Genomic DNA, 25606 nt, shown 5'->3' with positions numbered 1-25606 from the left:
CTCCTGATTTTTGTTTTTGTTTGTCAGATTGCGTGTGTGTTCAGAGGCAAGATCAGGAATTTAAAACATGCAGTACCATGATGTTCGAGTGCACCCGGAAACTGAACGTCTGCCCCGTTCCGGGCAGCTCGCATGGAAGATAGCACAGGTCGCGGCTGACCCTGTTCCTGTTGACATTGAAGTTACGGAAATGGTTGTCAACCGGTTGATTGATAACGCTTCCGTGGCTGTTGCCTCCCTTAACCGTCATTCTGTTGTGAGCGCACGGGCCGAGGCTCTGGCGCACCAGCGCCCCAACGGGGCGACGCTGTTTGGCATGGGGCCGGATATCCGGGTGCATGCCGAATGGGCTGCCTGGGCAAACGGCACGGCGGTGCGTGAGCTTGACTATCATGACACATTTCTGGCTGCTGAATACTCGCATCCGGGCGATAACCTGCCCGGTATTCTGGCGGTGGCCCAGCAGTGCCACCGCAGCGGCGCAGACTTTATCCGTGGCGCGGCCACGGGGTATGAAATTCAGATAGATCTGGCGCGCGCCATCTGCCTGCACAAGCACAAGATTGATCATGTTGCCCATCTCGGGCCATCCGTTGCCGCGGGTATCGGCACCCTGCTGCGTCTGCCGCCAGCAGTCATTTATCAGGCTATCGGGCAGGCCCTGCATGTGACGACGGCCACCCGGCAAAGCCGTAAGGGCGAGATTTCCTCATGGAAAGCCTATGCCCCGGCCCATGCTGGCAAAATGGCGGTTGAAGCTGTTGACCGTGCCATGATGGGGGAAACGGCTCCTGCTCCGATTTATGAAGGAGAAGATGGGGTTATCGCGTGGATGCTGGATGGGAAAAACGCGCAGTATCATGTGCCGCTTCCGGCACAGGGTGAAGCCAAGCGCGCCATTCTGTCGTCTTTCACCAAAGAGCATTCCGCGGAATATCAGAGTCAGGCGCTGATCGACCTCGCCTTTAAAATGGGGCGGAAAATTTCTGACTGGGATGCGGTAGAGGATATCCTCATTGAGACCAGCCACCATACGCATTACGTTATTGGCACGGGCGCGAATGATCCGCAAAAGTTTGACCCGCATGCCTCGCGTGAAACACTGGATCATTCGATCATGTATATCGTTGCCGTCGCCTTGCAGGATGGGGCCTGGCACCATGAACGTTCTTACGCCCCCGAGCGGGCGCGGCGTGAGGATACTGTTCGGCTCTGGCGTAAAATTCATACGGTAGAAAAGCCTGAATGGACTGAACGCTATCACGATGCCAACCCCGACCGTAAGGCCTTTGGCGGCCGGATTATCATCCGTATGAAAGATGGCTCCGTTCTGGAAGACGAACTGGCTGTTGCCAATGCCCATACGCTCGGCGCAACGCCCTGGCAGCGCACGGATTATATCCGGAAATTCCGCACACTGTCTGAAGGCATTGTTCCTCAGGAAGAAGTCAGGCGGTTTCTGGATGTTGTTCAGAAGTTGCCTCAGTTGCAGGCGGGAGAATTGCACCTGCTGGAACTTCAGTTACCGGCAGCCTCACTCCAGCAGAGCAGAGCTGAAGGCATCTTCAATTTTGGTCAGTCCAGAACCGAGGCAGACGTCACCCGACCCTCTGCCGTTCTGGCGTCCTAGAGCGTCACCTTATCCATATGCCTTGCAGACAGGATAAAAATCATGACAACACATCTGCACAGAAAGCCCAAAAAATCAGTTGCCCTGTCCGGCACGGTTGCGGGCAATACGGCTCTCAGCACTGTAGGCCACAGCGGGAATGATCTTCATTATCGTGGATACGATATTAAAGATCTTGCCAAGAATTGTATGTTTGAGGAAGTGGCGCATCTGCTGATTTATGGCTATCTGCCAAATTCGCATGAACTGGCGTCCTACCAGCAGCATTTGATGCGGCTGCGCGAGATTCCGGCACTTGTCAAAAATGGTCTGGAATGTCTGCCTGCCGCCTCTCATCCGATGGATGTGATGCGTACCGCAGTGTCTTTGCTGGGGTGTGCCCTGCCGGAGCGGAGCGATTGCCCGGTGGCAGGCACGCGCGAGATTGCGGACAGGCTGGTCGCCTCCCTCGGGTCCATGCTGCTCTACTGGTATCACTTTTCCACGCATGGCCGCAGAATAGAGACCTTTACGCAGGATGAGACTGTTGGCGGGCATTTCCTGCATCTGTTGCATGGAGAAAAGGTGCCGGATGCGTGGGTGCAGGCGATGCATACCTCCCTTATTCTCTATGCCGAGCATGAATTTAATGCCTCCACCTTTACGGCGCGTGTGGTCGCAGGGACAGGGTCGGACGTTTATTCTGCGGTCGGCGCTGCCATAGGTGCGCTGCGCGGTCCGAAACATGGCGGTGCGAATGAGGTGGCGCTGGATATCCAGCAGCGGTACCATACAGCGGACGATGCTGAGGCTGACATCTGCCGCCGTCTGGAAAACCGCGAAGTCATTATTGGCTTTGGGCACCCTGTTTATACAGTTGCTGACCCGCGCAACGAAATTATTAAAGACACAGCGCACGCTCTGGCACGCCGTAATGGCACCATGCGGCTTTATAACGTAGCCGAGCGCATTGAGCGCGTTATGGAGGAAAAGAAAAACATGTTCCCCAATCTGGATTGGTTCAGCGCGGTTTCTTATCAGGCTATGGGTGTTCCAACATCCATGTTCACACCTCTGTTTGTCATCTCCCGTGTGACAGGATGGTGCGCGCATATCATTGAACAGCGGGAAGATGGCAAGATTATTCGCCCTTCTGCCAATTACACCGGGCCAGACAACCGTCCTTTTGTCTCGATCCGTGAACGCGATGGACTGGAGAATGCAGCATGACATACCTTTCAGGAAATGATGCACCGGCATCGCCCGCAGGAACGCGCTTTCGTACCCTGCTGGATGGAAAAGACATTATGCGCATTCCGGGGGCACATAACGGGCAGGCCGCCTTGCAGGCGAAAGACGCAGGGTTTGAAGCCCTCTATCTGTCTGGTGCGGCAATGTCGGCCAGTATGGGGTTGCCAGATCTTGGTATCATCACGATAGAAGATGTCTGCTTCTTTATTCGTCAGATTACGCGTGCATCTGGTCTGCCGCTTCTGGTGGATGGGGATACCGGCTATGGTGAAACCCTGAATGTCATGAACATGGTACGCGCATTTGAGGATGCCGGTGCCGCCGCCGTACATATTGAAGACCAGATTCTGCCTAAAAAATGCGGCCATCTGAACGATAAGAAGCTGGCGACACCTTATGAGATGGCTCAGAAAGTCGCCGCGGCCGTCAAGGCACGGCGCAAAATGGTGATTGTCGCCAGAACAGACGCCGCAGGGTCTGAAGGGCTGGAGGGGGCTGTGGCCCGGGCCAGACTCTACAGAGAAGCCGGGGCAGACGCTATTTTTCCGGAAGCACTGACGTCTGAAGAGATGTTCCGTGAATTTGCGCGGCGTCTGCCTGATGTGCCTCTGCTGGCGAATATGACCGAGTTCGGTCGTTCTCCGTTTTTCACGGCTGAGCAGTTTCAGGCCATGGGCTATCGCATGGTGATATGGCCAGTCAGTTCCTTACGTGTTGCGAATAAAGCGCAGGCTGATCTGTACCGTACACTGGCGCAAAAAGGCAGTACGCAGGAGTTGCTGCCAAAAATGCAAACGCGTGAAGAGCTCTACAAAACAATTCGGTATTATGATTACGAGGCACTGGACCAGAGTATTGTTGCGACAGTGCTGCCCAGCGTCATTCCCGAAAAACAGAGCTGTCACGCTGCCTGATCTTCCGTCTGCCGGACAAAATAAAACAACAACAGAGCGAAAGCCATGTCCACTTTGTCCCTTATCCCCACGCACTCTCACCCGCATTACACCGCAAGCATGAGCCCGGCAGAGTTGCAGGCCATGCGCGCGCATGCGCAGCAAAACCCGGAAGGCTTCTGGCTGGAGCAGGCCCGGCGTATCCACTGGCACCGTAAGCCAACACAGGGGTTCCGGGGGTCATTTGAGGGAGATGTCTCCATCAAATGGTATGATGATGGCCATCTGAATGCCTCTGTCTGCTGTATTGACCGCCATCTTACCGCACGGGGTGATCAGGTCGCCCTGATCAGCCACAGGGAAGGGCGCCCCGGTGCAGAGCAGATAACCTATGCCATGCTGCATGAGCGCGTCTGTCGCCTTGCCAATGCGCTGACGGATCTCGGGGTGGAAAAAGGGGAACGTGTCGCTATCTCCCTGCCCATGATTTCCGAGGCTGTCGTGGCCATGCTGGCGTGTGCCCGGATCGGGGCCGTGCATGTTGTGCTGTTTGGTGGATTTTCAGCCGAAGGCATTGCGGAACGCCTGATGGATAGCGGGGCCGTGCTGGTTATGACCGCCAGTGAGGCCAGACGTGGCAACAAAACCATCCCGTTCAAACAGACGATGGATGATGCCTTACTGAAATGTGGCCAGAACTGCACCGTAAAATCCGTGCTGGTTGTCAGAACGTCTGACGCTGCCGTTCCCATGCTCCCCGGCCGTGACTATGATTATCATGATTTTGTAGACGGGTTTGAACCTGATTTCGTCCCCGTTGTCATGTCTGCGGAAGCACCGTTGTTCATGCTCTACACATCCGGCAGCACAGGAAAGCCGAAGGCTGTTGTGCATGCAACCGGGGGATATATGGTGTGGGCTGCCTACACAATGGGCATGGTTTACGCGCAAAAACCTGGCGATGTTTTGTGGTGCACGGCGGATGTGGCGTGGATCACCGGGCATACCTCTGTTGTGTATGGGCCGCTGGCGAATGGTGGCACCACTATGATTTCGGATAGTCTGCCAAATGCGCCGCATGCCGGACGGTGGTTGGATCTGATTGATGACTATAAAGTCACCATGTTGTTTACATCCCCGACGGCTGTCAGAGCCATGATGGCCGATGGTGATGCGGTTGTGCAGGCGCACAGTCTGGAAACGCTCCGGTTGCTTGGCGTTGCCGGGGAACCCATCAGTTCCGATGTGTGGATGTGGTACCATGATGTGATTGGTCGTGGAAAATGCCCGGTGGCGGATACATGGTGGCAGACTGAAACGGCTGGTGTTGTGCTGGGGCCGGTGCCGGGTGCCCAGCCCTTAAAACCCGGCTCAGCCAGCACGCCCCTGCCGGGACTGGATCTGGCTCTGGCTGATCCGCAAGGCCGTATTCAGGAAAACTCTGCGGAAGGAAGCCTGTGTATTGCAAGGTCATGGCCCGGACAGGCCAGAACAATCTGGCGCGACCATGAACGTTTTTGCAAAACGTATTTTTCTATGGTGCCCGGATTCTATTTTACCGGCGACGGCGCCCGGCGGGATGATGATGGTTATTACTGGATTACGGGCAGAATGGATGATGTGATCAATGTTGCTGGTCACAGGCTTGGCACGGCAGAAGTGGAAGATGTTCTGGCGACGGACCATCGTTTGTTAGAAAGTGCCGCTGTTGGCGTGCCGCATCCTGTTAAAGGGCAGGCGCTGGTGGTTTTTGCAATCGCCCGTAAAAATGTCACAGCGCAGCCAACAGAGGCAGGGATTAAACGCATGGTGGCCGACGCTCTGGGCCGCTATGCAATGCCGGAAACTGTTTATCTGGTCCCTGATTTGCCGCGCACGCGTTCTGGTAAAATAGTGCGTCGTCTTCTGCGTAAAATCGCAAGTGGTGAAATCGAAAACTTTGGTGATCTGTCCACTTTGACAGATCAGGAAATCGTTCAGACAATTTGCAACTTCGTGCAGGAAAAACACGGTATGGGCTCTACTCCCTTGATCTTACAGGCATGAAGAGCATGCCTTCTGTCTGATCAGGACAAACCCGTCAGGATCAGACTCCTTGCGCTGATGTAAGAGAGGGGGCCTGCGGCGACGCGACGTTTCGGTATGACGTTCTCAACACAGTCGTCATACCGAAGTACGATGCGCCGCCTGATCTGCCTGCTCAGTCACGGCCCTTCGTTGCCATATAGGCATGAAAAACACCGAAAGATGTGTGTTTGCGCACGTTTGCAAACCCGGCCTGTTTCAGGTTCTGGAGGATCTGCTCTGGGGGAATACACTGTTCAATCGTGTCCCAGTAATAGGCCATCAGGGTCCGGCTTTCGCGGGATGCGGTAACGCCTGAGAGAAACGGCACGACCTTTCCCAGATAAAAGCGCAGAAAGGCTTGCACTGCGGGAGAACGTGCCCGCCCTATTTCAAGAATAAGCAGGTTGCCGCCGGGTTTAAGAACCTGCAGATACCCCCTGAATGTCGCATTTAGATCCCGCACATGACGCAAAGCATATCCCATGCTGAGCATATCCATGCTGTTCTCAGCAAAAGGCAGAGCCTGCGCATCCGCCTGCACGACCTGAATGGGCAACTTGCGGCGGCACTCCGCTAACATCCCCGGACTCATATCCAGCCCGACAATGTTTGCCGGGGCGGTGAGTGTTGCGGCTTCCTGCGCGACCAGCCCTGTGCCGGTTGCAACATCAAGGAGCCTGTGCCCCTGACGCAGGCCCGCTGTGCGCAGCATCCATCTGCGGTACCATTTGCCAGACCCAAGAGAAAAGATGCTGTTAATGCGGTCATAATAACTGGCGGTGCGATCAAAAATGGACCGAATAAAAACCGCGCGTTCGCTGCCATTTTCGTAGTAAGCCGGGAGCACAGGGTGTGGGGGGCAGGGGTTTTGATCAGGCATGAAAAAGATCGCTTCTCAAAGGCGGGGTGATCGGGTCATATCGTAATTATGGGAGGCGGAACAGCCTTGTTCCTGTGGTGCTGGAGTTCTCTTCTGTTATGCCGGACGCGTTTCGCTGTGTTGTCCTGATCCCGTCTTATAATTCAGGCAAGTTGCTACGGCGCACGGTGTCTGAGGTTCTGGCCGTGTGGCCGGATGTTGTTGTGGTGAGTGATGGCAGTCAGGATGGCAGCCAGCACGCGCTTGATGATCTGCTGTTACAGCATGCAGGCCTGCATCTTGTCCGCCTGCAACGTAATGGCGGGAAAGGGCGGGCGGTTTTATACGGCGCACAATGGGCGGAACAGGCGGGCTTTACACATATTCTCACGATGGATGCCGATGGCCAGCATCCGGCACAGGACCTGCCGGACTTTACGGCGGCAGGACGCCAGAACCCACAGGCCATGATTCTCGGGAAACCGGTGTTCGGTCCCGAGGCTCCGGCTGTACGGGTTTGGGGGCGAAAACTGTCTAATGGTCTGGTATGGCTGGAAACTGGCGGTGCGGTGCAGGACTGCCTGTTCGGGTTCAGGATTTATCCTCTTAAGCCCTTCCTGCAGGCCATGCGGATGTCCCATTTTATGCGTGGCTTTGATTTTGACCCGGAAATTGCGGTAAGGCTGGTGTGGATGGGGGTGCCTGCCTGCAACAAGGCAACGCCTGTGCGTTATCTTGAAAAATCTGAAGGCGGGATTTCCCATTTTCATTATGGAAGAGATAATGCCCGCCTGATCTTTATGCATGTCAGGCTCATCCTGACGTTTGTCTGGAAGAGGCTTTGCGGAAAGCGGAAACTGTTTCCCGCAGAGAAACATGCTCAAAATTGCGGATCACACGGCGTCTGACGTACGCTTCAACCAGCATAACGCCCGCAGCGCACGCAAACGTTCCTCCTGATAACGGCCAGCGCCATGATCCGTCTGGGCCTGCCAGCTCCAGAACCGCGGGGGCCAGCAATGCTCCGGCAAAAAAGACCGCCCAGAAGAGGGTCAAAAACCGCGTGTAGCGCGCCACATCTGCGCGTAAGGGCCCGTGCACCTGCTGCGCCACGCGGGAAATCAGGGGTGTGTGTGCAGGGAGCAGGGAACAGGCAAATGTGCCCAGCAATGCCCCCAGCGGGACCACATAGAGGAGAAGGGTATCGGTAGTGCGCGCCTGCTGGGGACAATAAACCCCGAAAAGGCAGAAAAGAAGGGTGCAGCACGCTACAGTCAGAATATGCCTGCTCAGCAGGGCAAGCGCTGTGCCTTGTAGTAAAATAATAAGAGGAACATTCAGGCTGTTTATAGCGGAAAAATGAGCGATATGCCCTAAAACAAGCGAGAGAAAAAACACCGCAATGCCTAGAATCTTTTTTGCGGGCATGGCTCTGCTTCTGTTATAGCGTGGCTTTTCTTCATGCATTGTTTATGTTAGCTGACTCATTCAATCTGCATTTTAGTGATGAGATTATGCTGTGAATACGACGAGTTCTCCCGCATCGCAAACCCCCTTTGAACATGAAGTGGCTGAACGGCTGGTCGAGGCATTGCAGCTCGAAGTCACAGCGTCCGAAATTGAGCCGGAAGCCCCCCTGTTTGGGGAAGGTCTGGGCCTTGATTCCATTGATGCGCTTGAAATCTCTCTGCTGGTCGGGCGTGATTATGGCGTCACCCTGCGGTCTGATAACCCGGACAACAAGCAGATTTTCAGCTCTTTGCGGGCGCTGTGCCAGTATTTGCAGGCTAACCGTTCCTCTGCCGGATAAATCCTGTTGAGCAAGGGCGTGGGAAACCGGAACTGGCCAGACTTGTCCCTGCTCTATGCGCCGGAACGCGAGGTGTTTGTCACCTCGGCAGGGCCAGTCACCGGACACGCTTTCTTGCGGGCAGCGCATCGTCTGGCGGAAAATCTGCCAGATCAGCCCGTGGTTCCGGTCTGCGCGGATGTGTTTCTTTTCTCTCTGCTGTTTGCGGCGACCCTGATGAAGGGCCAGTATGTGCTGCTCTCAAGTGACCGGTCATCAGCCCGGCTGGCTGAACTGGCGCAGCAGCACAACGCCGTTTGTATTACTCTGGCCGGAGACCCTGAAGCCTCTCAGTTGCCCGCTGGCGGCAAAGTTTTACAGAATGATGTCTCTCTTTCTGATGATCCGCCTCTGAGCGGACACAGTGATTTTAATCCGGTTATAGACGCCGGGCGTCTGGTTGCCGTCGTGTTTACGTCTGGCAGCACAGGGCAGCCTGTCGGGCATAAAAAATATTGGGGAGGGCTGGTGACCAGAAGCGTCACGGCCCGTGTCCTGCTTGACCCGGAAACCGGGCCAGCGTCTCTGGTTGGCACGGTGCCGCCGTATCATATGTATGGTTTTGAGACACTGGTGCTACAGGCGCTGAATACCCGTGTCAAAACCATCGCGGGGGCAGATCATTACCCGGCAGACTGGGTTGCCCGGCTGGAGAAAGCCTCGGCTCCGCGTATTCTGGTCACAACCCCTCTGCAATTGCGGGGGCTGGTAAAGTCGGGCCTGACGGTTCCCGCCGTGCGGCGTGTCGTATCGGCGTCGGCACCCCTGCCTGAAAAGCTGGCAGAAGAAGCCGAGCGTTTTCTAAAGACTGAAGTGACCGAAATCTATGGGTCAACCGAGACAGGCTCGGTCGCCATCCGGCGCACCCTGAGCGGCCCGTACTGGAGCTGGTACCGGGATATCGGGTTACAGACTCTGGCTGACGGGAGGGTGGAACTCTCGGCTCCCGGTGCGTTGAACCATGTTCTGGCGGACTTTATAGAAACGGGTGAGGCAGGAACATTCAAGTTGCTCGGGCGTGTCACGGATCTGCTGAAACTGGGTGGCAAGCGTGGCTCTCTGGCTGCGCTGAATGCTGTGCTCAATAGTCTGCCGGGGGTTGAAGACGGGGCGTTTCTGCCGCCGGATATGTCCGGGGCAGACCCACAGGCACGCATGCAGGCGTTTGTTGTCGCCCCCACAGTGCCAGCGGAGACCCTGTTACAGGCGCTACGGCCTTTGATAGACCCGGTTTTTTTGCCCCGGTGTCTTGTTCCGGTCGCCGCATTGCCGCGCAACGCGGTGGGGAAACTGACCTTGCAGGCTTTGCGTGAGCTGGCAGCCGCGCAAAACGCGGAAGAGGAAATTGGCACTTTTACCGTGCCGCGTGATCATCCCTGTCTGGCAGGTCATTTTCCGGGGCAGCCGGTTGTGCCCGGTGTTCTGCTGCTGGAGGCAGCTTGTGCCCTGCTGAATGAGCCGGGCTTTGAGTGTGACATGGTCAAGTTTCTGCACCTTGTTCTGCCAGAACAGCCGGTGGTGTTTTCCATGCGGCAGGCGGGAGAGTCCCTGCGCCTGACGGGCCGTTGTCTGGGGAATGTCGTGCTGCGTGCGGTGTTCAGGGCACGTCCCGTTGAAGGCTGAGACCGATCATCGGTGGGTGGTGCCGGAACGCGGGAACCGTGCGGCCATGGCGCTGGCAATCTGGCTGGCAAAGCGCCTCGGCTGGCGGCGTCTGCGGGTTTTGCTCTGGCCGATAACCTTCTATTTTTTCCTCTGCCACGCCAGGGCACGCCGGGCATCCCGCATTTATCTGTCCCGTATTTTGCGGGAGAGGGCGGGTAACCGGCAGGTGGTGCGGCACTTTCACAGCTTCGCTCAGGCCGTGCTGGACAGACTATTTTTTCTGATGGCTCCCCAGACCATGCCCGCCGTCCGCTGCATCGGCCGGGAGGTCTTTCTGCGGGCGATGGAGCGCGGGCAGGGGTGCCTGTTGCTGGGCGCCCATATCGGGTCTTTCGAGGCACTGCGTTCTCTGGGGCGTGAACATGCCGTTACTCTGAAAATGGTGATGTACCGTTCCAACCTTGGCGGGGCCACGCAGGTTCTGGAAGCACTGGACCCGTCTTATCAGAATACCATCATCCCCATAGGCCAGCCTGACACCATGCTGCGGGTGGCGGAAAGTCTGCAACAGGGGCACGTCATTGGTATGCTCGGAGACCGCTCCCCGGCAACGGGGCGCACGGTTACAGTCCCTTTTCTGGGGAAGGCCATTACTTTGCCCGAAGGCCCGTACCGGCTGGCTCTGGCAACGGGAGCCCCTATCCTTCTGGTGTGTGCCACCCGAGGTGCGGACGGGGCGTACGCGGTACGGTTTGAACCGTTTGACGTGCCTTACCCTGCCAGCAGGAAAGACCGTCCGCAGTTTATTCAGGACGCAGCAGAACGCTATGCGGACTGGATGCAGACGGAGTGTCTGAAAGCCCCGTTTTGCTGGTTTAATTTTTACGACTACTGGAAAGATCTGTCATGAAGCGTCTTGCATTCCTCCTGCTTTGTGGCGGATTTTTTGTAGCTGCGCCGTCTGCCCGGTGTGAAGATGTCCCGGCTGATCTTGCAGCGCAAATTGTCACGCATCTGGGCAGTGTTCCTGAACGTACCGAGCATTTTCATGAAACACGGGAGCTTGGCGCGCTGACGCATCCGCTGCTATCCTCCGGGGTGCTGATTTTCCGGCATCCTGATTTTCTGGAAAAAGAAACCCTCTTGCCACAGCCCGAAACACTGGCAATTGAGGGGGATACCGTCTCAGTGCAGCGCGGCGGCCATGTGCGGCACATCCTTCTGGCGCAAAATCCAGCGCTGGCGCTTCTGGCCACAACACTCCGGGCACCGCTGGCGGGGAACATGGCGGCCCTGAGGCAGGCCTATACCGTATCGGCGCAAGGGGATATGGGGGCGTGGACGCTGACCATGACGCCTCTGTCTGAACAGGCCCACAAAATGGTGCGGCAGGTGGTGCTGGCTGGCCGTAATAATGCCGTAGAAAGCCTTAAAATCCTTCAGGCAAACGGTGACAGACAAACCCTGATGATAGACCATTGACCCACCCGGCAAGACCTCGTTTTCTGGCAGCCGCCCTGGCGTTTTCCGCTATTCTGGCCGCCATTGTGTTGTGGGCCATACCGCTCAGGCTGGATATGGCCAGCTTTCTGCCAAAAGGGCATAATGACGGCACCCGCTTCCTTCTGCGTGAAGTGCAGGAAGGGGTTGCCGGCACGATAGTGATGCTGGGGATTGAAGGCGCAGCTGAGCCAGAACTGGCGCGTCTCAGCCTTGGTATGCAGAAGACTCTTTCAGGTCATCCGCAGTTTGTCTCTGTCATGAATGGCGTGTTTTCCGCCCGGCAGACGCAGGGCCTGCAGGATACTCTGATGGCGCATCGTTACCAGCTTGCGCCGGATGCCTCCGCGCGTGACTTTAGCGCAGCAGCACTGGGGCAGGCGTTTGAGGGTGTGCTTGATGGCCTGAATTCCAGTGCAGGCTCCGTGTTTTCAGATATGCTTCTGCGTGATCCAACAAAGGCTTTTCTGAACACAGTGCAGACTTTGGAGCCAGACGTGCAGGTGCGTATGGCGCATGGCGTGTGGTTTGCGTCAGACAGGCCCCGTGCCTTGTTGCTGTTACGCACTACGGCGCCGGGAATGGATCTGCTCAGGCAGAAAGCGGTGCAGCAGACGTTGCAGACCACGTTCGCGGCCCTGCATCCGGGCACGGCCCGTTTGCTGATGAGTGGCCCGTCGGTTTTTGCCGTCAGAAGTGCTACCGGCATGCGGACGGATATGGACCTTATGGCGTTCTGCTCGGTCCTGCTGGTCGCCGGGGTGCTGTACTGGCGGTTCCGCTCGTTCTGGGTGCTCGCGGCTATCGGGGTGCCGTTTTTTCTGTCTCTCAGCGTTGCCATGATCGTTGTGCGGCTGGTGTTTGGGTATGTGCATGGCATTGCTCTGGGCTTTGGCATGACCATGCTGGGTGTCGCGCTTGATTACCCCGTGCTGCTGATTGGCCACCGTGACAGGGGAGAAGGGCCAGAAGCGACATTGCAGCGGATAGGCCATAGCCTGCGCCTGAGTGTGACCACCGCCGTTCTGGGGCTGACGGGCATGGTGTTCTGCGGGTTGCCCGGTCTGGCGCAGTTGGGCACATTTGCGGCTACAGGGCTGGTGGTGGCCGCGTGTGTGACGCTGTCTCTGATGCCACGTCTTGTCGTGGCGGCAGATCTTGCTCCTTCGGTCAGCGGTCCGTCACCTCAGCTGGCGCAGGCAGAAAAACTGCGCCGCTATCGGGTTCTCTGTGCCGTGCCGCTCCTCATAAGTGGCGTGTTGCTCTGGCAGCATCCTTTGGTGCTGGATACCCGGCTGGCGGCCCTCAGCCCCATACCCGAACAGGCACGCAGAGTAGATGATGCATTACGGCATGAACTGGGTGTGCCAGATGCATCGTTAATGCTGGCGGTGTCCGGCGTAAATCCACAGGCCGTTCTGGAGCGTGAGGAAGCCCTGTCAGGCGTGTGGGCGCATTTGCAGCAGCAGGGCGCACTGTCCGGTGTGCAGGACGCGGCACGCCTGCTGCCCTCCATGCAGACGCAGCGCCTGCGGGCTGAAGCGCTCCCTGCGCCAGCGGTTTTACAGAGCGCGATAGAAGAGGCCCGTCACAATCTGCCTTTCAGGCCGGATGCATTCTCCGCTTTTATGCAGGATGTTGCTGCCGCGCGTAAGCTTGCTCCTCTGTCCGTGCAGGATATGGCAGGCACTCCGCTGGAAGCCGCCTTGTCCCCTTTGCTGTTTGAGCGTCAGGGCCAGTGGTTCGGTCTGGTATTCCCGGAGCGTGTGCATGACCGTGCCGCTATAGAGCGCGTCATGGCAAACCAGCCAGACGTGCTGGTGGTGGATATGAAGCGGGAAATAGACGGCTTATCCGCCCACTACACAGCCCGCACGCTACGCTGGATGATAGCGGGATGCGGTTTGGCTCTGGCTGTTCTGGTCTATGGGTTACGGTCAGTCAGCAGGCTGGTGCGTGTTACGGCAAGTGTGGGAGCCGCGTTGGTCAGCCTGCTGGGGGTCCTTGCCATAATGGGGAACCCGCTGACGCTGATCCATCTGATCTCGCTGCAATTTGTGCTGGGGGTCAGCCTTGATTACGCACTCTTTTTCGCGCGGCCCCAACTGGACGACGCCGAACGGGCCCGCACCATGCGCACGTTGCTGACGTGCAATGCCATGACGGTGCTGACATTTGGCCTGCTGGCGACCTGCAATACTCCCCTGTTGCAGGAAATTGGCAAGACGGTGGCTCTTGGCGTCCTCTTTGCCATGGCCTATGGCTTTCTGCTGGCGGGGCAACGCCCCAGAACGGGATGAGCAGCACTTTCATGAACCCTCTTGTGCTAACGGCAGGCACGGTTGTCAGTGCCATCGGCAATGGACTGTCTGAACAGGGCGCTGCTCTGAAGGCGCGCCGCTCCGGTCTGAGCCCCTGTGATTTTTTCGGGATCACGACAGGCTATGTTGGCCGTGTTCCGGGTGTGGAGGACCATGTTCTCACGCGCGGGTCCGGCGAGTTTGTCTGCCGCAATAACGCTCTGGCAGACATGGCCTGCCAGCAGGATGGTTTTGACCACGCAGTGCAGGAAGCCGTAGCGTTTTACGGGGCGGACCGCATTGCCGTTGTGGTGGGCACATCAACCTCCGGTATTCTGTCTGCCGAAAATGCGTATCAGGAGGTTGATCCGCAGACAGGCTTCCCGCCGCCGACATTTCATCAGGCTGGCACACAGGACCTGTTTTCCCTGCCACGTTTCTTGGCCGAACGTCTGGGTACCAAAGGGCCATTGCTGACGGTTTCCAACGCCTGCGCATCGTCATCGCGGGCTTTTGTTGATGCACGGCACTGGCTGGAAGCGGGGGTATGTGATGCCGTCATTGTCGGAGGGGCAGATAGTCTGTGCCGCATGACGCTGCGGGGGTTTGCGTCTCTCGGACTGGTGTCTGACGGCCCGACCCGTCCATGCGATGCCGCGCGCGCAGGCATTTCCATCGGGGAGGGAGCGGGTTTTGTTCTGCTTGAGCGTGAAGGCGCGAGGCCCGAGGTGCCCGTTCTGGCGCGGCTGACGGGTTATGGCGTCAGTAGTGACGGATACCATATGTCCTCCCCGGACCCTGCGGCGCGCGGGGCGGTTATCGCCATGCAGGATGCGCTGAAGCTGGCACACCTTGCCCCCGGGCAAATTGATTACATTAATCTGCACGGCACGGGTACGCTGGTGAATGATGCTATGGAAGATCAGGCCGTCAGTGCTGTTTTTGGTAAAAACGTGCCCTGTTCTTCTACAAAAGGGTGGACCGGCCACACACTTGGCGCATCCGGTATTATTGAAGCCATGATCAGTATTGGTCTGATGCAATCAGGATTGATCCCGGGATGCCTGAACGTGACGCAGCTTGACCCGGTGTTTCAGAGCGCGGTGCTGACGGATAATCAAAATCGGCCCGTCCGGCGTGTTATGAGCAACGCTTTTGGTTTTGGCGGCACCAATTGCAGCCTGATATTTGAGGCCGCCTGATGCGTGTTGTTGTTCAGGGCGTATCTGTCTGGGGGCCGGGTCTTTCCGGGTGGTCGCAGGCGGAACGGGTGCTGCGGGGCGAAGAGCCATGGCAGGATGGACCCGTCACGCCGCCGCCAGCCCAGTGCCTTCCGGCAAACGAGCGCCGCAGAAGTGGCGCTCTGACACGTCTGGCGCTGGCTCTGGCAGAGGAAGCCTGCCAGCAGGCGGGCCTTCAGCCGTCTGCTCTGCGCGGCGTTTTTGCGTGTTCCAATAGTGATGGCGCTGTTGTTGATTCCATTCTGTCCGCCATCACGGCGGAAGGCGGAGAGGTCTCCCCCACGCAGTTCCATAATTCAGTGCATAATGCTCCGGCCGGATACTGGACAATCGGGCATCATACACATGTGCCAGTGGTCGCTCTGGGCTGTTATGACTGGTCTTTTACGCAGGGGCTCCTCAAGGCCGTTGCCGAGTGTGTGGTGGAAAAAACGCCTACGGTGCTGGTGGTTTATGATTTGCCTATTCCGGGCCCGATCGGAAAAGTCCGTATCACGGAAAATCCTTTTGGATGTGCGTTTGTGCTGCACCCAGACATAAACCAGCAGGGCATCTGTCACCTTGATATCCGCTATGATGCCGCCTCTGCACAGTCTGATCACGTAGCGCATCCTGATCTGGTAAAACTGATGCACACCAACCCGGCGGCTATGGCGTTACCCTTGCTGGAAAAAATCGCCACTGGAGAAGAAGGCTGCGTAAAAATGGCCTGTTTGCCCGGCACACTCTCAGCCACAGTCAAACCATGCTGAGCAGAGAAGACATCTTAAAACATATTCCGCATCAGGGAAAAAGCTGTCTGCTGGATACATGCGAGACATGGACTGATGATACACTGACAGCCTACACCTCAGCCCATCTGCGTGACGATAATCCTTTACGCTATCAGGGCAGGCTGGGGATTATTGTCGGCGCGGAAATGGCCATGCAGGCAGCAGCGTTACATGGTGCATTGACGGGGGATCAGACTGCAAAAACCCGCGGTTATCTGGCGTCTCTGCGGGATCTGGTGCCTGCGAGTGACCGTCTTGACCGGGCTGAATACGGTCTTCTCAGGATTGTTGTCCAGCGGGAACAGCATGATCTTGCTGGTATGGTCTATGGTTTTTCTATCACAAGCCAGCATGGGGCTGCATTGCTGAAGGGGCGGGGTATGGTGATGTTCCGGGCCAGAATGCCAGTGAACGAGACACCGGCATGAAACGCGCACTCGTGACCGGCGGAACAAGCCCTCTGGGGCAGGCGATCTGCCAGCAACTTGTGGCTGATGGCCTGCATGTTATTGTGCACACCCATAATAATCCAGCCAGAGCCAGCGCTATGGTGGCAGACTTTACCGCACAGGGCGGCCGTGCAGAAGTCTGGCAGTGTGACCTGAGCTGTTCGGAAAAAACCCGTCAAGGGCTTGATCCTGTTCTGGCGGACGGCGTGCCGCAGATCATTGTGCATAATGCCGGCACACATGAGGATGCAACTCTGGCAGGCATGAGTGACACCCAGTGGCATGACGTTATAGGCGTCTCACTGAATGGGTTTTTCAATGTTGTTCAGCCGCTGCTTCTCCCGCTTACGCGCACGCGCTGGGGCCGTATCATTGCGCTCTCTTCCGTTTCCGCGCGTATCGGGAACAAGGGGCAGGTTAATTATGCCGCTGCCAAAGCAGGCCTTGAAGGTGCAGTAAGGTCTTTAGCGCGGGAGGTGGGAAGTCGCGGTATTACGGTCAATGCCGTAGCTCCCGGCATTATCGACTCTCCCGCCACAGCCGCCGTCATGACGGCCCGAGATATTGCAGAGCTTGTGCCAGCACGCCGTTCAGGAAAACCACAGGAAGTGGCAGATCTGATAGCATTTCTGGCGTCCGATAAAGCTGCCTATATTTCCGGGCAGACAATTGGCATCAACGGAGGTATGGCATGACGCAGGTTCCGGCTCAGTGTGATGTTCTGGTGATCGGCGGCGGCCCCGCCGGGAGCACGGCCGCTACCTTGCTGGCCCGCAAAGGGCTTGCGGTTGTCATGCTGGAAAAAGAACGTCACCCGCGCTTTCATATCGGGGAGTCTCTGCTGCCCTGCAATCTCCCACTTTTGAAAACCCTTGGTGTTCTTGATCAGGTTGAGAAAATTGGTGTTTTCAAACCCGGTGCTGAATTTGTGTCAGACCGGGGGGAGGGCCGGGTCGCATTTCCGTTCCGTCTGGCTATCAGCCCCAAAGCGCGTCATGCCTATCAGGTCCGGCGTTCAGAGTTTGATGAAATCCTGTTCCGGAATGCGGCCGCTGCCGGGGTCAGAACTTATGAAAATATGCTTGTTAAAGAAGCTGAATTTTCAAAAAATGGCCCAGAGAACATTACTGTGCAGGATGAAAACGGCCACCTGCAGGCTATAAAGCCGCGCTTTGTGCTGGATGCGTCAGGACGGGACGGGTTTCTGGCAAAGCGGTATCACACGCGGATCGCAGATAAAAATAACTCCACCGCTGCCATTTATGCCCATTTTCGTAATGTTCAGCGGCGCGAACCCGGAATGGAAGGCTATATCTCCATTCATCTGGTGCCCGATGGATGGTTCTGGATGATCCCCCTGCGTGATAACATCATGAGCGTGGGGTTTGTCGGGGATAAAAATGCCTTCCAGTCTCACACCGGACCCAAAGCCGATCTGTTCTGGAAAAAGGTAGCCGAAAGCCCCAGTGTTGCGGAACGTCTGGCCCCGGCGGAACAGATTGGTGACTTAAGTACCACGGGTAATTACTCCTATTGTGCTGACCGCAACTGGGGGAATGGCTACTACATGATAGGCGATGCCTTCGCCTTTCTTGATCCTGTGTTTTCTTCCGGTGTTCTGCTGGCAATGAAAAGCGCTTTCCGCGGCGCCCGTGTTGCGCAGGCATGGTTGCACAGTCCTGAACAGGGCAGACGTGTGGCGCAGCGTGAGGAACGCCAGACCCGGGCCGAAATGCGGCGGGTATCCTGGCTTATTTACGGGATTAATGATCCCGCCCTGCGTGAACTGTTTTTGAACCCCAAGAACCTTTTTCGGATGCGCGATAGTATTATTTCCCTGCTTGCAGGGGATTTTATGGGCCGTTTACGGGTTCAGGCCCCACTGGCGCTCTTCCGGGCAGCGCTGGCATTGACCCGGTGGAGAGAGAAGCGTTCTCAGTCAGCATCGTAAGGCCACGCTGAACCAGATTTTGCTGATTTTCAAGCCATACGTAATAGGCGTTATAAAAAGCCGAAAATCCGGAAGGCTCTTTTTTCAACCACCAGCTTAAAGGTCTGCGTTCAGCCGCTATTTTTGCATAGAGCATCTGATACCAGAGCAGGTTCGCTTTCAGGTCATGATAGCGGGGCTGGTTAAGGTATCTGTCAAACGCTTTATGATAATGCCCGAGCAGGGGATCATCATAAAAAATAAGAGAGAGCTGCGTGTTGTAAATCTCGTTAGGTGTTTTGACCGGGTTTGAATCCAGAATGACGCCGGGTGTATCGGGCAGCCAGCCCTTTTCCAGAAGGCTTTTGCGTGTCAGCCTGTCATGATACAGCGCATGCAGGTCGCCAATAGCATGGCGTTGTGTCTGATCAAGAAGATTAACGATTTCGTTTTTGGGGACAGGAAACGTCAAAGCCGCTTTCAGAATAAACTGATGGACTGGCAATTCATGCCAGAAATCTGCGGCAGCAAGGGCATTGTGGGTCAGGTGATTACAGTTGTCCTGCAAGACGTTTGTTTCAAAAGTCTTTGGGCCATTCTGGTAGAGTGCGTTGCGACCATTCAGGAATGTAATGACCTGTTTTAATTGTTCCTGACTTATCGGGAGTCGTGCACAATATCTGGCTCGCCCAAAACTGACAGCATAATCAGTCCCGATTGAAATTTCATATTTCCATTGTTCATCAGAGACATCCGCCGGTTTACCCTCTGCTGTCCAGTCCTGAAAGCGAATGGCGGTGTAGAGGTTTCTCTTTTGCGCTTCCTGTTTTGTTGCAGTGTAAGCCGTTTGAGTCAGGGCTTCGTCAGGCTTCAGAAGGCCGTTATAAAAAAAATCCCGGTGGGGAATACCGACCCAGTTTGCATTCCTGAAGTGGGAGTTCATGCTGATACCTGTTTCTCCATCCGTGCAGGACTTCAAAACGGGGTAAGGGGATGCGGGGTCAAGGCAGGCACCATGAAGAAAGAGCACGGCGTGCCCTCCGGGGCCACCAGCGATATTCGCCCCATAACCCGGCTTTTTTGAGATCTGCGAGACAGCACAAAGTTCAACCCATTGCGGGAAGAGACTATTATAGACGTCTTCTTTCTGAAGGGGACCAGGTTTACGGAAATCAGATGGCGTGCAAGCCGTAAGAAGCAGGGCACCCAAAGCCGGGATAAAAAACCGTTTCAACGTGCCACACACCGCTCTGACAATCATGGAGGTCCGGGAGGATAACACTGTTCGCCTGCTGTGGGAAACTGGGCGTCGTTGGTACGGCGGACGACAACTGGCCATGACAGATGCAGGCATTCAGGACTGTCTACAATACGCGTTCCGGCAAGATTGATTTTTCATCTCATAGAAATGCCGTGATGAACACTTCCAGCGTGTCTGCATCCTCCACAGGTTTATCACGGCGAATACGGGAAACGCGCGGAAAGCGCAGGGCGACACCGCTTTTATGCCGTTTGGAATATTGTGCAGCATCAAACGCTATTTCCAGAACAAGACCATGTGCAACCTCGCGGACGGGGCCAAACCGTTTGGTGGTGTGATCGCGCACCCATTTATCCAGAAATTTCAGCTCTTCATCCGTAAAGCCGGAATACGCCTTTCCGATCGGGACCAGTTCGCGCCTGTCTTCTACGGTGCGCCATAAGCCAAACGTATAGTCGGAGTAGAAGCTGCTGCGTTTTCCATGCCCGCGCTGAGCATACATCACCACAGCATCGACCGTGAGTGGCTCACGCTTCCACTTCCACCAGAGGCCGCGGGGCCGCCCCGGAACGTAGGGACTGTCTGCTTTTTTCAGCATCAGCCCTTCAATTCCTTCGCTCCGTGCGGCATCACGGAGTTTGGCAAGCTCTCCGAAGTGTGTGAATGGAATGAGTTCAGACAGGATCATCCGGGGCGGGTTCAGGCGTGCGTGCCAGCTTTCCAGTCGCTGCCGTCGTGTATCGAAGGGGAGACTGCGGAGGTCTTCTCCATCCTCGAACAGGATGTCGTATAAACGAATCCCGGCTGGCATATCCCGCAGCATGGATGCGGTCGGGGCTTTGCGGTTAAGGCGCTGCTGGAGGTCGGCAAAAGGGGCAACCGTCGTGCCATGCACAATCAGAAGCTCTCCGTCCAGAACCACGTTACTGCCGAGATCCTGCATGATTCCTAAGATATCGGGAAAGGCTTTCCCAATATCTTCCGCTGTGCGGGTATAAACACGCTCACCCTGAGCCGTGGAGACCAGCTGAACCCGGATACCATCCCATTTCCATTCCGCCCGCCAGTCGGCGGGGTTGAGTGCGGTCAGGTCAATATTTTCCAGTGGCTGCGCCAGCATCGGGGGGCGAAAAACCGGAGCGTCTTTTGCATCAGGCTTTGGCGCTTTTCCTTCTATCCACGCAAACAACGCGCCATACGGAGGCTCAAGTCCATGCCAGACCTCCTCAATATCATCCGGGGAGAGGGAGGCGATATCGGCGAGAGCCGTTTTGGCGAGCCGTGCCGAGGCACCCACACGGAGTGACCCGGTGATAAGTTTGAGAAGCGCATAGCGGGACGACGCATCGCAGGCATCCAGCCAGCCTCTTATCGCGTCCGGGACCTCCGCTTTCGGAAGGCGTTCCAGCGTATGCACTACCTCGAACAGGCTGGGGGCTGGCACGTCACCAGACTGCCCGGCTTCCGGACGCCAGATCAGAGCAACTGTTTCAGCAAGATCTCCAACGTAATCGTAAGAGAGAGCGAAAAGCTCAGGGTCAATACGTTCCATCGCCAGCGCCCGCAGCATGGCAGGCTTAGCCGCAGCAAAGGAAAGGCTGCCCGCCATTGCGGCCAGTGCGTATCCCCGGTCCGGGTCGGGGGCTATGGTGAAATAGTCTTTCAGCAGCGCCAGCTTCATGGTGCGGGATGGGGTGAAGGCCAGACGTTCCAGAAGTGTTGCAAATTCAATCATGCGGGGCCTCCCTCTGGTACGTCTTCATCCTCGTCTTCGTAACCGATGAGCCGCAGGGCGCGACCGTGAATCTGCATTTTACCCAGAGCGTAAATCAGGGCGTCTTCCCGCCCATGTGTGACCCATATTTCCTTTGCGCCCGTGGCCCGACAGGTCTCAAGCAAAGCATCCCAGTCGGCATGGTCACTGATGACAAGAGGGAGTTCAACCCCCCGCGCTTTCGCCCTCTGGCGCACATGCATCCAGCCTGACGCCAGACAGACCACAGGGTCCGGCAGGCGGCGGGCCCAGCGGTCCGCAATGGCGGAAGGAGGCGCCAGAACAATGCCGCCGCGCATCTCTGCTTTTTGTGCGACAGTGGCGGATCGTAACTCTCCGAGGGGAATACCCAGACTTTCATACAATCTGCACATGGGGAGAAGGGCACCATGCAACCAGAGAGGCTCATGATACCCGGCGTTCCGGAGAAGGGCGATCAGCCGCTGGCATTTCCCAAGGGCGTAACAGCCCACCACATGGGTACGTTCGGGAAAGAGACGCACGTCATGCAGCAGTTTACCAATTTCATGAGCTGGGTCGGGTAACCGGAAAACAGGCAGGCCAAATGTCGCTTCCGTCACAAAAAGATCGCAGGGTACAACCTCAAACGGCACACATGTCGGGTCCGGGGCGCGTTTATAGTCGCCGCTGACCACCGCCCGCTGCCCGCGATACTCCATGACAACCTGCGCGCTCCCCAGAACATGCCCGGCTGGCGCGAGCCAGAGTTGTACGTCCCCTACAGAAATAACCTGCCCATAGTGCAGAGGCTGCCGGGTGTGACCGGCCCGGCCTTCCCCCATCCGCAAATGCATAATGGCCAGTGTCTCAGGGGTGGCTGTCACATGCGCATGGTGGGGTCTGGCATGATCGGAATGGCCGTGGGTGATAATGGCGTGCGCCACAGGCTGGAGGGGGTCGATATAAAATGCGCCGGGTGCACAAAAAAGCCCTTCTGGTTTTAGTTCAAGCCAGTCCACCCGGTTATCTCCATCCGTCATTCAGGAACAGGGAAAGAACCCCTCAGGCGTGCGTGCGTTCCTCAGAACATGAGCGAACATCTGCCGCAACGTTTCAAGGACTGGTTTTCCAGACAAGGGTGGTCGCCCCGCCCACACCAGCTTGCCATGCTTGAGGCAGCGCATCAGGGAAAGTCCACGCTGCTTATCGCCCCAACAGGGGGCGGAAAGACACTGGCAGGCTTTTTACCAAGCCTCATAGATCTGGCAGATGGCACATATTCCGGATTGCACACCCTGTATGTCAGTCCGTTGAAAGCACTTTCAACCAATATTGCCGAAAGCCTGTCACGTCCCATCACGGATATGCATCTGCCTGTTCGGGCTGAGGTGCGGAGCGGGGATACGTCTGGAGCGCGCCGGAAAAGACAACAGAAAAACCCGCCGCATATCTTGCTGACAACACCGGAAAGTCTGGCGCTTCTTCTCTCCTACCCCGATGCGGCAAAGTATTTTTCCACTCTGCGTGTTCTGATTATTGATGAAGTCCACGCATTAGCGGGTACCAAGCGGGGAGATCAGCTGGCTCTGTGTGCAAGGCGCCTGCACCTGTTTTCGCCAGAGCTGCGCGTTAACGGCTTATCAGCGACTGTGGCGCATCCTTCTGCCATGGCCGCATGGGTTTCCCCTACAGGGAAAGCGTCCGGTGTTCATCTGATCAAAGCGGAAGCCGGGGTGCGCCCGGAGGTGCATGTTCTTTTACCAGATAAGCACGGGTATCTCCCCTGGGCGGGCCGCATGGGACTAGGTAGTGCAACTGCTATTCTGACGGAGATTGCCCGCGCCCATCTTACCATCGTTTTTGTCAACAGCCGGGCGCAGGCGGAACTGCTGTTTCAGGCCTTGTGGAAAGAGAATGGAGATAACCTGCCGATCGGTCTGCATCATGGCAGTCTTGACGCGGCCCATCGTACCAAGGTGGAAGAGGCTATGGCGCAGGGCACGCTGAGGGCCGTCGTCGCTACGTCTTCTCTGGATCTTGGGCTGGACTGGGGGGCTGTAGACCAGATTATTCAGGTGGGCGCGCCTAAACAGATTTCCCGTCTGACACAGAGGATTGGCCGGGCCAATCACCGGATGGATGAGCCCTCGCGCGCATTGCTGGCGCCCGCTAACCGGTTTGAGGTGCTGGAATGTGAGGCCGCCCGAAAAGCTGTGCTCCGGCATGAACTCGACGGAGAACCACCACGCGCCGGTGCTCTGGATGTTCTGGCCCAGCATGTCATGATTACCGCGTGTGCAGGCCCGTTTTCTCCAGATGCTCTGTATGAAGAAAGCAGGCTCTGTGCTCCGTACAGCCAGATCACCCGCAGGGATTTCGACAAAGTGATCCGGTTTGTAGAGGATGGCGGGTATGCCTTGCAGGCTTATGAGCGCCATCAGCGGCTGGTTCGGGATTCAACGGGGCAACTCTGTGTACGCACTGAGCGGATTATCCGGCAATTCCGCATGAATATCGGAACGATTGTTGATACGCCCATGTTGCGCGTTAAATCCCGGCGCGGAAAAACCTTTGGAGAAATCGACGAATATTTTGCATCCTTGCTCGTGCCCGGGGATACGTTTTTTCTGGGTGGCGAATTACTGGAGTTTCTGGGCCTGCACGAAACCACGGTGCAGGCTGCGCGTGGCCGGGGGAAAGACCCGCGGGTGCCTGTTTACGGAGGGAACCAGCTTTCCATTTCGCCCGGTCTGGCAAGGCATGTCCGTGAGATCCTGCATGAGCCTTCAGCATGGGGCGTGTTGCCTAGGCCGGTTCAGGACTGGCTGGCTCTACAGGCCCAGCGCTCACGTTTGCCAGCACCGGATAATTTTCTGGTTGAGACATTTCCGCATACAGGCTTGCATTATATCGTGGCATATCCTTTTGAAGGACGAAATGCCCACCAGACTCTGGGCCTTTTACTGACGAAGATGCTTGAAGAGTCCGGAAAAGGCCCGTTGGGCTTTGTCGCAAATGACTACATGATTGCCTGCTGGTGTGTTCAGCCGACGGGCTCTATGGCCGAATTGTTCAGTCAGGATCTTATGCAAGGGAATCTGACTGACTGGCTTGCTGAAAGTGCGATGCTGCGCCGGACCTTCCGGGACGTTGCCATTATTGCCGGTTTGATCGAGCGGAATTATCCGGGACGGGAAAAAAACCGACGCCAGATGACGGTCAGCAGTGACCTGCTTTATGACGTCCTTCGGAAATATGACCCGGACCATATTCTTTTGCAGGCCACATGGCGGCAGGCGCAGGAAGGTCTGACTGACCTCAAGCGCCTGTCAGATATGCTGGCCCGTATTCAGGGGCGGATTGAGCATGTGAGCCTCTCCCATGTGTCACCCCTTGCGGTCCCGGTTTTGCTGGAACAGGGTAAAGAAAAAATACGGGGTGGCGAGGGGGAGAATTATCTTCTGACAGAAGCGGATAAACTTTATGCATTAGCAGAAAAGGCATGAACTTTCGGGAAATCACACTAGCAGATCAGCAACTGTGGCTTCTGCCCGGTGGTGCCGTTTTCCTGCCGGAGACAGCAACGCTTGTGGTGGCGGACCTGCATCTTGGAAAAGGAACGTCAGCCCGGTCACGCGGCTTACTTCTGCCCCCGGGGGATACCGTTGCAACCCTCGAAAAACTTTCAAAATTACTGGATGTGTATGCACCACAGCGTCTGATAGCGCTTGGAGACAGCTTTCATGATGGTCAGGCGGGAGACCGCATGCTGGATGCAGAAAAAACGCGGCTTGAAGCCATAACGCGGGCCACACCCACAATCTGGGTCGCGGGCAACCACGATGTACTTCCGGTTTCTGGTCTGACTGGCACATGGGTTGAAGAGTTGCGGTTGGGCAATCTGATTCTCAGGCATATTCCCTCGCCGCATGTTTCTGGCGGCAAAGGAGAACTGGCGGGCCATCTGCATCCCAAAATCAGGATGCGCATCAAAGGACACACAATAACCCGACCGTGTTTCATAACAGCAACCGACCGCCTTATTTTACCAGCCTTCGGGGCTTACACGGGCGGTTTAAGCATTTCCGATCCGGCTTTCGTCAAATTGTTCTCTCAAGGTTCTGCTGTTTATGTCTGGGGTACTGAACAAATTCATCGTGTAGCTTAGAGCCTATGAAGATTTTTTCTGGCGACTTTACAAACTGGACGAATTAAGCCTTCCAGCAAGGATCAATCCGATATCAGTTCTGGAGATGAGATATTTAGCATTCCGTATCGACGGCC

Annotated in this window: 22 protein-coding genes; 17 read left to right on the top strand and 5 right to left on the bottom strand. The window is 56.4% G+C overall.

Going from position 1 to position 25606, the window contains the following annotated elements; translation table 11 throughout:
• The first annotated feature begins 67 nt into the window (after positions 1 to 67).
• From JK199_RS01935 to acs, 4 genes are read left to right on the top strand one after another with little or no spacing between them, the layout of a single operon-like run.
• Positions 68 to 1630, top strand: coding sequence for an MmgE/PrpD family protein (locus tag JK199_RS01935; RefSeq protein WP_212373437.1), 1563 nt, complete (start codon positions 68 to 70; stop codon positions 1628 to 1630).
• A gap of 42 nt (positions 1631 to 1672) precedes the next feature.
• Positions 1673 to 2839 (top strand): bifunctional 2-methylcitrate synthase/citrate synthase, encoded by a 1167-nt coding sequence (gene prpC, locus JK199_RS01930; RefSeq protein ID WP_212373435.1) that lies wholly within the window; start codon positions 1673 to 1675, stop codon positions 2837 to 2839.
• On the top strand, positions 2836 to 3774 hold the full coding sequence (gene prpB, locus JK199_RS01925) for a methylisocitrate lyase (protein WP_212373433.1): 939 nt from the start codon (positions 2836 to 2838) through the stop codon (positions 3772 to 3774). The genes prpC and prpB overlap by 4 nt, the downstream gene beginning before the upstream one ends.
• A gap of 45 nt (positions 3775 to 3819) precedes the next feature.
• Positions 3820 to 5799: an acetate--CoA ligase gene (gene acs, locus JK199_RS01920; protein WP_212373432.1), complete on the top strand. Its 1980-nt coding sequence runs from the start codon at positions 3820 to 3822 to the stop codon at positions 5797 to 5799.
• Between the two features lie 154 nt (positions 5800 to 5953).
• On the opposite strand, the gene JK199_RS01915 is transcribed toward acs, so the two are convergent.
• A complete protein-coding gene (locus JK199_RS01915) occupies positions 5954 to 6700 on the bottom strand; it encodes a class I SAM-dependent methyltransferase (RefSeq protein WP_212373430.1) in 747 nt (248 codons plus the stop codon).
• A gap of 98 nt (positions 6701 to 6798) precedes the next feature.
• Here JK199_RS01915 and JK199_RS01910 point away from each other — a divergent pair, with 98 nt between their 5' ends.
• Entirely contained in the window at positions 6799 to 7587 is a 789-nt protein-coding gene (locus JK199_RS01910; protein ID WP_212373428.1) for a glycosyltransferase family 2 protein, read from the top strand.
• On the opposite strand, the gene JK199_RS01905 is transcribed toward JK199_RS01910, so the two are convergent.
• Positions 7493 to 8107, bottom strand: coding sequence for a COG4648 family protein (locus JK199_RS01905; RefSeq protein ID WP_212373426.1), 615 nt, complete (start codon positions 8105 to 8107; stop codon positions 7493 to 7495). The genes JK199_RS01910 and JK199_RS01905 overlap by 95 nt on opposite strands.
• Before the next feature lie 91 nt (positions 8108 to 8198).
• Here JK199_RS01905 and JK199_RS01900 point away from each other — a divergent pair, with 91 nt between their 5' ends.
• The 10 genes from JK199_RS01900 to JK199_RS01855 are packed head-to-tail and all read left to right on the top strand — an operon-like array spanning position 8199 to position 18347.
• The gene (locus tag JK199_RS01900) at positions 8199 to 8489 is read left to right on the top strand and encodes a phosphopantetheine-binding protein (RefSeq protein ID WP_077930414.1); all 291 of its coding nucleotides are present in this window, start codon (positions 8199 to 8201) and stop codon (positions 8487 to 8489) included.
• A gap of 6 nt (positions 8490 to 8495) precedes the next feature.
• Entirely contained in the window at positions 8496 to 10151 is a 1656-nt protein-coding gene (locus JK199_RS01895) for an AMP-binding protein (protein WP_212373424.1), read from the top strand.
• Positions 10141 to 11043 (top strand): LpxL/LpxP family acyltransferase, encoded by a 903-nt coding sequence (locus JK199_RS01890; RefSeq protein WP_212373422.1) that lies wholly within the window; start codon positions 10141 to 10143, stop codon positions 11041 to 11043. The genes JK199_RS01895 and JK199_RS01890 overlap by 11 nt, the downstream gene beginning before the upstream one ends.
• Positions 11040 to 11615 (top strand): LolA-related protein, encoded by a 576-nt coding sequence (locus tag JK199_RS01885; RefSeq protein WP_212373421.1) that lies wholly within the window; start codon positions 11040 to 11042, stop codon positions 11613 to 11615. The genes JK199_RS01890 and JK199_RS01885 overlap by 4 nt, the downstream gene beginning before the upstream one ends.
• Complete coding sequence (locus tag JK199_RS01880) at positions 11612 to 13933, top strand: MMPL family transporter (RefSeq protein WP_244984809.1); 2322 nt, start codon at positions 11612 to 11614, stop codon at positions 13931 to 13933. Before JK199_RS01885 ends, JK199_RS01880 begins: the two co-directional genes overlap by 4 nt.
• Positions 13930 to 15135, top strand: coding sequence for a beta-ketoacyl-[acyl-carrier-protein] synthase family protein (locus tag JK199_RS01875; RefSeq protein ID WP_244984808.1), 1206 nt, complete (start codon positions 13930 to 13932; stop codon positions 15133 to 15135). The genes JK199_RS01880 and JK199_RS01875 overlap by 4 nt, the downstream gene beginning before the upstream one ends.
• Positions 15135 to 15926 (top strand): beta-ketoacyl synthase chain length factor, encoded by a 792-nt coding sequence (locus JK199_RS01870; RefSeq protein ID WP_212373420.1) that lies wholly within the window; start codon positions 15135 to 15137, stop codon positions 15924 to 15926. The genes JK199_RS01875 and JK199_RS01870 overlap by 1 nt, the downstream gene beginning before the upstream one ends.
• Complete coding sequence (locus JK199_RS01865; RefSeq protein ID WP_212373419.1) at positions 15920 to 16375, top strand: phosphotransferase; 456 nt, start codon at positions 15920 to 15922, stop codon at positions 16373 to 16375. Before JK199_RS01870 ends, JK199_RS01865 begins: the two co-directional genes overlap by 7 nt.
• Entirely contained in the window at positions 16372 to 17091 is a 720-nt protein-coding gene (gene fabG, locus JK199_RS01860) for a 3-oxoacyl-ACP reductase FabG (protein WP_212373418.1), read from the top strand. The genes JK199_RS01865 and fabG overlap by 4 nt, the downstream gene beginning before the upstream one ends.
• A complete protein-coding gene (locus JK199_RS01855) occupies positions 17088 to 18347 on the top strand; it encodes a tryptophan 7-halogenase (RefSeq protein ID WP_212373416.1) in 1260 nt (419 codons plus the stop codon). Before fabG ends, JK199_RS01855 begins: the two co-directional genes overlap by 4 nt.
• On the opposite strand, the gene JK199_RS01850 is transcribed toward JK199_RS01855, so the two are convergent.
• The 3 genes from JK199_RS01850 to JK199_RS01840 form a co-directional block, all read right to left on the bottom strand.
• Positions 18250 to 19356 carry a hypothetical protein gene (locus tag JK199_RS01850; protein WP_212373415.1) on the bottom strand — a complete coding sequence of 369 codons (1107 nt, stop codon included), beginning with the start codon at positions 19354 to 19356 and terminating at the stop codon, positions 18250 to 18252. The two genes, JK199_RS01855 and JK199_RS01850, sit on opposite strands and share 98 nt — an antisense overlap.
• Before the next feature lie 370 nt (positions 19357 to 19726).
• Positions 19727 to 21322 carry a cisplatin damage response ATP-dependent DNA ligase gene (locus tag JK199_RS01845; RefSeq protein ID WP_212373413.1) on the bottom strand — a complete coding sequence of 532 codons (1596 nt, stop codon included), beginning with the start codon at positions 21320 to 21322 and terminating at the stop codon, positions 19727 to 19729.
• Positions 21319 to 22362, bottom strand: a complete 1044-nt coding sequence (locus JK199_RS01840) for a ligase-associated DNA damage response exonuclease (RefSeq protein WP_212373412.1) — start codon at positions 22360 to 22362, stop codon at positions 21319 to 21321. Before JK199_RS01840 ends, JK199_RS01845 begins: the two co-directional genes overlap by 4 nt.
• A 48-nt stretch (positions 22363 to 22410) precedes the next feature.
• Between JK199_RS01840 and JK199_RS01835 the strand changes: the two genes are divergently transcribed.
• Entirely contained in the window at positions 22411 to 24828 is a 2418-nt protein-coding gene (locus tag JK199_RS01835; RefSeq protein ID WP_212373410.1) for a ligase-associated DNA damage response DEXH box helicase, read from the top strand.
• Positions 24825 to 25490 carry a ligase-associated DNA damage response endonuclease PdeM gene (gene pdeM / locus JK199_RS01830; RefSeq protein WP_212373408.1) on the top strand — a complete coding sequence of 222 codons (666 nt, stop codon included), beginning with the start codon at positions 24825 to 24827 and terminating at the stop codon, positions 25488 to 25490. The genes JK199_RS01835 and pdeM overlap by 4 nt, the downstream gene beginning before the upstream one ends.
• Positions 25491 to 25606: the final 116 nt, after the last annotated feature.

Source organism: Acetobacter persici (assembly GCF_018256955.1).
Lineage (GTDB): Bacteria > Pseudomonadota > Alphaproteobacteria > Acetobacterales > Acetobacteraceae > Acetobacter > Acetobacter persici.
The sequence above is the reverse complement of the archived record's forward strand: the minus strand, read 5'-3'. Positions and strand labels throughout refer to the sequence as shown.

Coding starts and splice junctions, on each gene's coding strand:
- JK199_RS01935 (WP_212373437.1), top strand. CDS start 68: ATGCAGTACCATGATGTTCGAGTGCACCCGGAAACTGAACGTCTGCCC.
- prpC (WP_212373435.1), top strand. CDS start 1,673: ATGACAACACATCTGCACAGAAAGCCCAAAAAATCAGTTGCCCTGTCC.
- prpB (WP_212373433.1), top strand. CDS start 2,836: ATGACATACCTTTCAGGAAATGATGCACCGGCATCGCCCGCAGGAACG.
- acs (WP_212373432.1), top strand. CDS start 3,820: ATGTCCACTTTGTCCCTTATCCCCACGCACTCTCACCCGCATTACACC.
- JK199_RS01915 (WP_212373430.1), bottom strand. CDS start 6,700: ATGCCTGATCAAAACCCCTGCCCCCCACACCCTGTGCTCCCGGCTTAC.
- JK199_RS01910 (WP_212373428.1), top strand. CDS start 6,799: ATGCCGGACGCGTTTCGCTGTGTTGTCCTGATCCCGTCTTATAATTCA.
- JK199_RS01905 (WP_212373426.1), bottom strand. CDS start 8,107: ATGCCCGCAAAAAAGATTCTAGGCATTGCGGTGTTTTTTCTCTCGCTT.
- JK199_RS01885 (WP_212373421.1), top strand. CDS start 11,040: ATGAAGCGTCTTGCATTCCTCCTGCTTTGTGGCGGATTTTTTGTAGCT.
- JK199_RS01875 (WP_244984808.1), top strand. CDS start 13,930: ATGAGCAGCACTTTCATGAACCCTCTTGTGCTAACGGCAGGCACGGTT.
- JK199_RS01870 (WP_212373420.1), top strand. CDS start 15,135: ATGCGTGTTGTTGTTCAGGGCGTATCTGTCTGGGGGCCGGGTCTTTCC.
- JK199_RS01865 (WP_212373419.1), top strand. CDS start 15,920: ATGCTGAGCAGAGAAGACATCTTAAAACATATTCCGCATCAGGGAAAA.
- fabG (WP_212373418.1), top strand. CDS start 16,372: ATGAAACGCGCACTCGTGACCGGCGGAACAAGCCCTCTGGGGCAGGCG.
- JK199_RS01855 (WP_212373416.1), top strand. CDS start 17,088: ATGACGCAGGTTCCGGCTCAGTGTGATGTTCTGGTGATCGGCGGCGGC.
- JK199_RS01845 (WP_212373413.1), bottom strand. CDS start 21,322: ATGATTGAATTTGCAACACTTCTGGAACGTCTGGCCTTCACCCCATCC.
- JK199_RS01840 (WP_212373412.1), bottom strand. CDS start 22,362: ATGACGGATGGAGATAACCGGGTGGACTGGCTTGAACTAAAACCAGAA.
- JK199_RS01835 (WP_212373410.1), top strand. CDS start 22,411: ATGAGCGAACATCTGCCGCAACGTTTCAAGGACTGGTTTTCCAGACAA.
- pdeM (WP_212373408.1), top strand. CDS start 24,825: ATGAACTTTCGGGAAATCACACTAGCAGATCAGCAACTGTGGCTTCTG.